General features: G+C 45.8%; 3 protein-coding genes. 1 reads left to right on the top strand and 2 read right to left on the bottom strand.

The window, feature by feature from the left end; translation table 11 throughout:
• Nucleotides 1-81: 81 nt before the first annotated feature.
• Nucleotides 82-5,898 (bottom strand): HAMP domain-containing protein, encoded by a 5,817-nt coding sequence (locus QUA99_RS15260; RefSeq protein ID WP_333237963.1) that lies wholly within the window; start codon nucleotides 5,896-5,898, stop codon nucleotides 82-84.
• On the opposite strand from QUA99_RS15260, the gene QUA99_RS15255 reads away from it, so the two are divergent.
• Nucleotides 5,897-6,043 carry a hypothetical protein gene (locus QUA99_RS15255; RefSeq protein WP_333237965.1) on the top strand — a complete coding sequence of 49 codons (147 nt, stop codon included), beginning with the start codon at nucleotides 5,897-5,899 and terminating at the stop codon, nucleotides 6,041-6,043. The two genes, QUA99_RS15260 and QUA99_RS15255, sit on opposite strands and share 2 nt — an antisense overlap.
• A gap of 412 nt (nucleotides 6,044-6,455) precedes the next feature.
• Here QUA99_RS15255 and QUA99_RS15250 read toward each other — a convergent pair whose 3' ends face one another.
• The gene (locus tag QUA99_RS15250) at nucleotides 6,456-6,584 is read right to left on the bottom strand and encodes a hypothetical protein (protein WP_333237967.1); all 129 of its coding nucleotides are present in this window, start codon (nucleotides 6,582-6,584) and stop codon (nucleotides 6,456-6,458) included.
• Between the last annotated feature and the right edge of the window lie 120 nt (nucleotides 6,585-6,704).

Below are 6,704 nucleotides of genomic sequence, written 5' to 3'. Positions count from 1 at the left end.
CCTTCTTCCTTCTTCCTTCTTCCTTCTTCCTTCTTCCTTCTTCCTTCTTCCTTCTTCCTTCTTCCTTCTTCCTTCTTGCCCTTATCGATAAAGCCAAACACGCAGCAGCGAGAGCAACTGTTCAGTATCAACAGGTTTGGTAATGTAGTCAGACGCCCCAGCTTCGATACATTTTTCCCGATCGCCCTTCATCGCTTTGGCAGTAAGAGCAATCATTGGCAGCGCAGCGAATTGAGGCATATTACGAATTGCTTGCATTGTTTCGTAACCGTCCATCTCTGGCATCATCACGTCCATCAACACAATATTTATGTCAGGCGTATTTTGCAATTTAGCAATGCCTTCTCTGCCGTTTTCAGCAAACACAATTTCCATTTTATGGCGCTCCAGCATACTCGTGAGGGCGAAGATATTTCGCATATCGTCGTCAACAATCAAGACTTTTTTGCCCGTGAGCGTCGAATCTGTTTGATATAATTGCTCTAGCATTTGACGCTTCGGTTCCGGCAAATTTGCTTGAACTCGGTGCAAGAACAAAGCAGTTTCATCTAACAGCCGCTCAGGCGATCGCACATCTTTAACAATGATTGTTTCCGCCATGCGCTTGAGTTGAGTTTCTTCTGCTCTCGTCAACTCTTTGCCCGTATAAATAATAATCGGCAGACTTTTCAAATTTGCCTGTTGCTTGATCTGATCGATCAGTTCAAAACCAGTCATATCTGGCAGTCCCAAATCGAGTACGATGCAGTCAAAATTTCCTGAATTCAAACTTTCTAGCGCCTCTGCACCACTACCCACAGCCGTTGTAGAAACATCGTGATTACCGATTAAATCCACAATGCTGAGACGTTGTGTTTCGTCGTCTTCTACAACTAGCAAATTCTTAACTTTCCGCTCCACAAAACCCTTAATATCAGTCAAAGCTTTGGTCAATGCGTCGCGACTGACAGGCTTTTGTAGGTAGGCGATCGCCCCTAACTGCAAACTGCGCTGCCGCCCTTCTTCCACTGATACAATGTGAACCGGAATGTGGCGCGTACTCGGGTTATGCTTCAGGCGATCGAGCACTGTCCAGCCATCCATCACAGGCAAATTTAGATCCAGCATAATCGCAGTTGGCTTGAACTCTCGCGCCATCGCCAAACCGATATCGCTCCGCAAAGCCACTAAACCTTTAAAACCCTGTTCCTGCGCCATATCCAAAAGAATGCGAGCGAAGTTTACATCATCTTCAACAATCAAAAGCACGCGATCGCCATTCTCAATATTTTCTCGGTCATCTGAGATTAAAGGTGAGGGGTAAGGCGCGATCGGCAAGTGGAAATTCGGCAAAGGAAGTGCGGGAGAAACAGGAGGGGGTAATTGAGGCGTTTGCTTGCCCGTTCCCGGTTCCATATCATTCATTATTCGCGATTCTTGGTAAGTTTGTGGCAGATAAAGCGTAAACTTACTACCCTCACCAGGGTGACTTGTCAATTTAATTTCTCCGCCTAACAGATTAGCGATTTCTCTACTAATTGACAAACCCAAACCTGTACCTCCGTATTTGCGGCTAGTGCTACCATCAGCTTGTTGGAAAGCCTCAAAAATAACCCTGTGTTTTTCAGCAGAAATCCCAATCCCCGTATCGCTAACTGAGAAAGCCAAAACCGTAGGGGAAGTCCTTAAACTTTCTATCTCTATACTCCACCCTTCCCGCGCTACTTCGACACGCAATTTCACCTCACCTCGCTCTGTAAACTTAAACGCATTCGAGAGGAGATTCTTCAAAACTTGTTGCAGCCGTTTAGCATCAGTATAGAGACCTTTTGGCAACCCACCCTCAAGCTCTATTTGAAAACTCAACTTCTTATCCTGGGCGATTTGGCGGAAAGTCCGATCCAAATGATCTCGCAAGTCCGTAAACAACACTTGCTCTATTTCCACAGACATCGTGCCTGATTCAATCTTAGCGAGATCCAAGATATCATTAATCAGCCCTAACAAATCTGTTCCCGCCGAGTAAATTGTGCGCGTGTATTCAACTTGCTTCAGAGTCAAATTACCCTCAGTATTGTCAGAAAGCAATCGAGCCAAAATCAACAGCGAATTCAGCGGAGTTCGCAACTCGTGAGACATATTTGCCAGAAACTCCGATTTATACTTAGAAGTTAGAGCCAACTGTTCGGCTCTTTCTTCCAACAACCCTCTCGCCTGTTCGATATCTCGATTTTTACGCTCAACTTCCTTATTTTGCAGCGCTAGCAATTCAGCTTGTTCTTCTAGTTCTTCATTCGTTTGTTGCAACTCTTCCTGCTGACTCTTCAACAGTTCCTCAGATGCGCGTAGCGACTGCGCTTGTTGTTCGAGACGCTTGTTAGTTTCCGTTAGTTCCTTTTGCTGAGTTTGCAACTCTTCTGCCAAAGACTGCGATTGTTTCAGCAATTCTTCCGTCCGCATACTCGCCGCAATTGTATTTAAAACAATGGCGATACTTTCTGTAAGTTGGTCGAGAAATGTCAAGTGTATTTCGCTGAATCGGCGGAACGAAGCTAACTCGATTACTGCCGTTACTTGTCCCTCAAATAATACGGGTAAAACCACGACATTTAACGGCGTAGATTCTCCCAGACCCGAGCAAATTTTAACGTAGTTTTCCGGCACTTCTGTCAACAGTATTCGTTCCTTTTCCAGGGCGCACTGTCCTACCAGACCTTCGCCTAAATTAAATCTATTTCCCAGATGCTTGCGTTCGCGGTAGGCGTAGGTACTTAACAGTTTGAGAAACTGATCGTGCTCGACAGCTTCCATCATAAAGAAGACGCCATGTTGAGCAGAAACCAGCGGCGTCAATTCTGAGAGAATTAGTTTAGAAACTGTTTCTAAATCCCGCTGACCTTGTAGCATTCGAGTGAACTTAGCAAGGTTTGTTTTCAGCCAATCTTGCTCAGTATTTTTCTGCGTAGTCTCCCGGAGATTGGCGATCATCTGGTTAATGTTGTCCTTAACGATCGCAACTTCTCCTTCTGTGGCGACGGAAATAGACCTCGTTAAATCGCCTCTGGTAACAGCAATAGCCACTTCGGCGATCGCCCGCAACTGAGTAGTCAAATTCGCCGCCAATTCATTCACATTATCCGTCAAATCTCGCCACGTCCCCGCCGCGCCCGGAACCTTAGCCTGACCTCCCAATTTCCCTTCAATTCCCACTTCCCGCGCCACTGTAGTAACTTGATCGGCAAACGTCGCCAGCGTATCGATCATCTCGTTAATCGTATCTGCCAGAGTCGCAATTTCTCCCTTAGCTTCCAGCATTAATTTGCGCTTCAAATCCCCATTCGCCACCGCCGTCACAACCTTAGCAATACCCCGCACTTGCGCAGTCAAATTCCCCGCCATCGAATTTACGTTGTCGGTTAAATCTTTCCAAGTTCCCGCAACTCCTTTCACGTCAGCTTGACCGCCCAATTTACCCTCAGTTCCCACCTCCCGCGCCACCCGCGTTACCTCAGAAGCGAAAGAATTAAGCTGATCCACCATCACGTTAATAGTATCTTTCAACTCCAGAATTTCGCCTTTGACATCGACGGTGATTTTCTTAGACAAATCGCCATTTGCCACCGCTTTCGTCACTTCCGCAATATTCCGCACCTGCGCCGTCAAATTCCCCGCCATCAAGTTAACATTATCAGTTAAATCTTTCCAAGTTCCCCCTACACCGCGCACGTAAGCTTGCACGCCTAATTTACCTTCCGTTCCCACTTCCCTCGCCACCCGGGTTACTTCAGATGCGAAGGAACTCAACTGATCCACCATGATGTTAATCGTGTTTTTCAGTTCGAGAATTTCCCCTTTCACATCTACTGTAATTTTCTTCGACAAGTCCCCATTCGCCACAGCCGTTGTCACTTCCGCAATGTTCCGTACTTGTGCGGTAAGATTGCCCGCCATTGAGTTAACCGAATCCGTTAAATCTTTCCAGGTTCCTGCAACTCCTTTAACTTCAGCTTGCACTCCTAATTTCCCTTCGGTACCCACTTCCCTAGCCACCCGCGTAACTTCAGAAGCGAAGGAATTAAGCTGATCCACCATCGTGTTGACAGTGTTTTTTAACTCCAGAATTTCACCTTTAACATCGACAGTAATTTTCTTCGACAAGTCGCCATTTGCCACAGCCGTCGTAACAGCCGCAATATTCCGTACTTGTTCGGTCAAACTACCCGCCATAAAATTAACTGAATCCGTTAAATCCTTCCAAGTTCCTGCTACGCCTCGGACATCCGCTTGACCGCCGAGTTTACCTTCTGAACCCACTTCTCTAGCCACCCGCGTGACTTCAGAAGCGAAGGAATTAAGCTGATCCACCATCACGTTAATGGTGTTTTTCAGTTCTAAAATTTCGCCTTTAACCTGTACCGTAATTTTTTTAGATAAGTCACCGTTAGCAACCGCCGTCGTCACCTCAGCAATGTTGCGGACTTGTGCTGTTAAATTCCCGGCCATTGAGTTAACTGAATCCGTTAAATCTTTCCAGGTTCCTGCTACTTCCTGCACTTCAGCTTGTACCCCTAATTTCCCTTCCGTCCCCACTTCCCTAGCAACCCTGGTGACTTCAGATGCGAAGGAATTTAACTGGTCAACCATCGTGTTGACGGTGTTTTTCAGTTCGAGAATTTCGCCTTTAACATCGACGGTAATTTTCTTAGATAAATCGCCTTTTGCCACAGCGGTTGTCACTTCAGCAATGTTCCGCACTTGTGCTGTCAAACTGCCTGCCATGAAGTTAACGCTATCAGTTAAATCCTTCCAAGTTCCGGCAACTCCTTTAACTTCTGCTTGACCGCCGAGTTTGCCTTCGGAACCTACTTCTCTCGCCACCCGCGTTACTTCTGATGCGAAGGAATTCAACTGATCCACCATGATGTTAATCGTGTTTTTTAACTCCAGAATTTCACCTTTAACATCGACAGTAATTTTTTTAGATAAGTCACCATTTGCCACAGCAGTCGTCACGTCAGCAATGTTCCGTACTTGTGCGGTAAGATTGCCGGCCATCGAGTTAACTGAATCCGTTAAATCTTTCCAGGTTCCTGCTACTCCTCGGACTTCAGCTTGCACGCCTAATTTGCCTTCGGTTCCTACTTCTCTCGCCACCCGGGTTACTTCAGATGCGAAGGAACTCAACTGATCCACCATGATGTTAATCGTGTTTTTCAGTTCGAGAATTTCGCCTTTTACATCTACGGTAATTTTCTTGGATAAATCGCCATTTGCCACAGCGGTTGTCACTTCGGCAATGTTCCGCACTTGTGCTGTTAAATTCCCGGCCATCGAGTTAACTGAATCCGTTAAATCTTTCCAGGTTCCTGCAACTCCTTTAACTTCAGCTTGCACCCCTAATTTCCCTTCGGTTCCCACTTCCCTAGCAACCCGCGTTACTTCCGACGCAAAGGAGCTCAACTGGTCTACCATTGTGTTAACAATTTGCGCTGTTTGGAGGAATTCTCCTTTGAGGGGTCTGTCTTCTATTTCTAAGGCGATAGTTTGCGATAAATCTCCTTTTGCTACGGCCCGAATTACTCTGGCGGTTTCAGAGGTTGGTTGCACTAAATCTGTAATTAGGGTATTGACAGAATCTACGCTAGCTGCCCAAGACCCCTCGGCGCTGCCAATGGTTGCCCGCTGGGCGATTTTGCCTTCTTTACCGACAACTGTGCCGATCCGATCGAGTTCGGCCGCCATTCTCTCATTGAGATCGATAATGTCGTTAAGTTCGTCAGCAATTTTCCCCGCTAGACCGGTCTGGTCTATGGGCATCCGAACTGAAAAGTCCCCTTTTTTGACAGCTACTAAGGTTCTGAGTAACTGTTTGGCATAACCATTATTTGAATTGGGGCTTGTTATCTGTGCAGTTGACATGACCGTTACCTTTGGCGAGTTTGAAGGGGTTTCCCGCTGCTTCAGCGTTGATGGTGCAAAACATCTGGTTAGCAGTACGGGTTCAGGCAGCAGCAACCCTAGCTCTCATGAGTTTTTGGGGATGGTATTGCTATTATCTGACTAAAGTAGTGGCGGACTGCTTCTGTCAAAAGATGGATGACAAATTGGTCTTTATCATGGTAAAGGATTTTACATTACACGTGGAGGGAAAATAAAGTCAAGGGCTAAAGGATGCTTACCCCACAAGAGTTTGTATGTGCGATCGCACCGAAAAGCTTCCCCTTCGGCCGGATTAAAAAAAGTCGGCTATGGCAATTACCCTCTTGAGGTTTCAAATTGGCGTGTGGAATAATTGGAGACACAAGAGGTAAGTCAAAATACCTTGTTATCCCTCTTTTGTCACTGCGGGGGTATGATAAAGCTAAGCAACAACCAAATCCGTAACTCATCGAGGATGAAAAAGGGTAGATTAATCATTGTTCAAAGATGTCGCTCTACTATTGTTCAAGAGTTATAAAATTCACCCAAATATCTAATTAATTGCCTGTAGCAAAAGCCCGATCGCCAGTGGCACAATCCCGATCGCCCATTACCCAAACTCTAGCAGACATAGGAGAAAAACAGAAGCTGTGGAACAACGTGCTATATTTTTGAAATTTACTCATTTTTTTTCGGTCAAATTAAGAGTTCGTAAAAGAGGGATTGACCAACCATTCTTTGAGGATGGATCGGTATGGTAACACCACCCCGTCATTCGATTTTAGATTTTAGATTTTAGATTTTGG

Origin of the sequence: Microcoleus sp. F10-B2 (genome assembly GCF_036704965.1) — a bacterium.
Taxonomy (GTDB): Bacteria; Cyanobacteriota; Cyanobacteriia; order Cyanobacteriales; family Microcoleaceae; genus Microcoleus.
Note: the sequence above shows the minus strand (reverse complement) of the source record. Positions and strands in the feature narration are given on the sequence as shown.

Bases quoted from the DNA above. Each gene is read 5' to 3' on its own strand.
- QUA99_RS15255 (WP_333237965.1), top strand. From the start codon at position 5,897: ATGACCGTTACCTTTGGCGAGTTTGAAGGGGTTTCCCGCTGCTTCAGC.
- QUA99_RS15260 (WP_333237963.1), bottom strand. From the start codon at position 5,898: ATGTCAACTGCACAGATAACAAGCCCCAATTCAAATAATGGTTATGCC.
- QUA99_RS15250 (WP_333237967.1), bottom strand. From the start codon at position 6,584: ATGAGTAAATTTCAAAAATATAGCACGTTGTTCCACAGCTTCTGTTTT.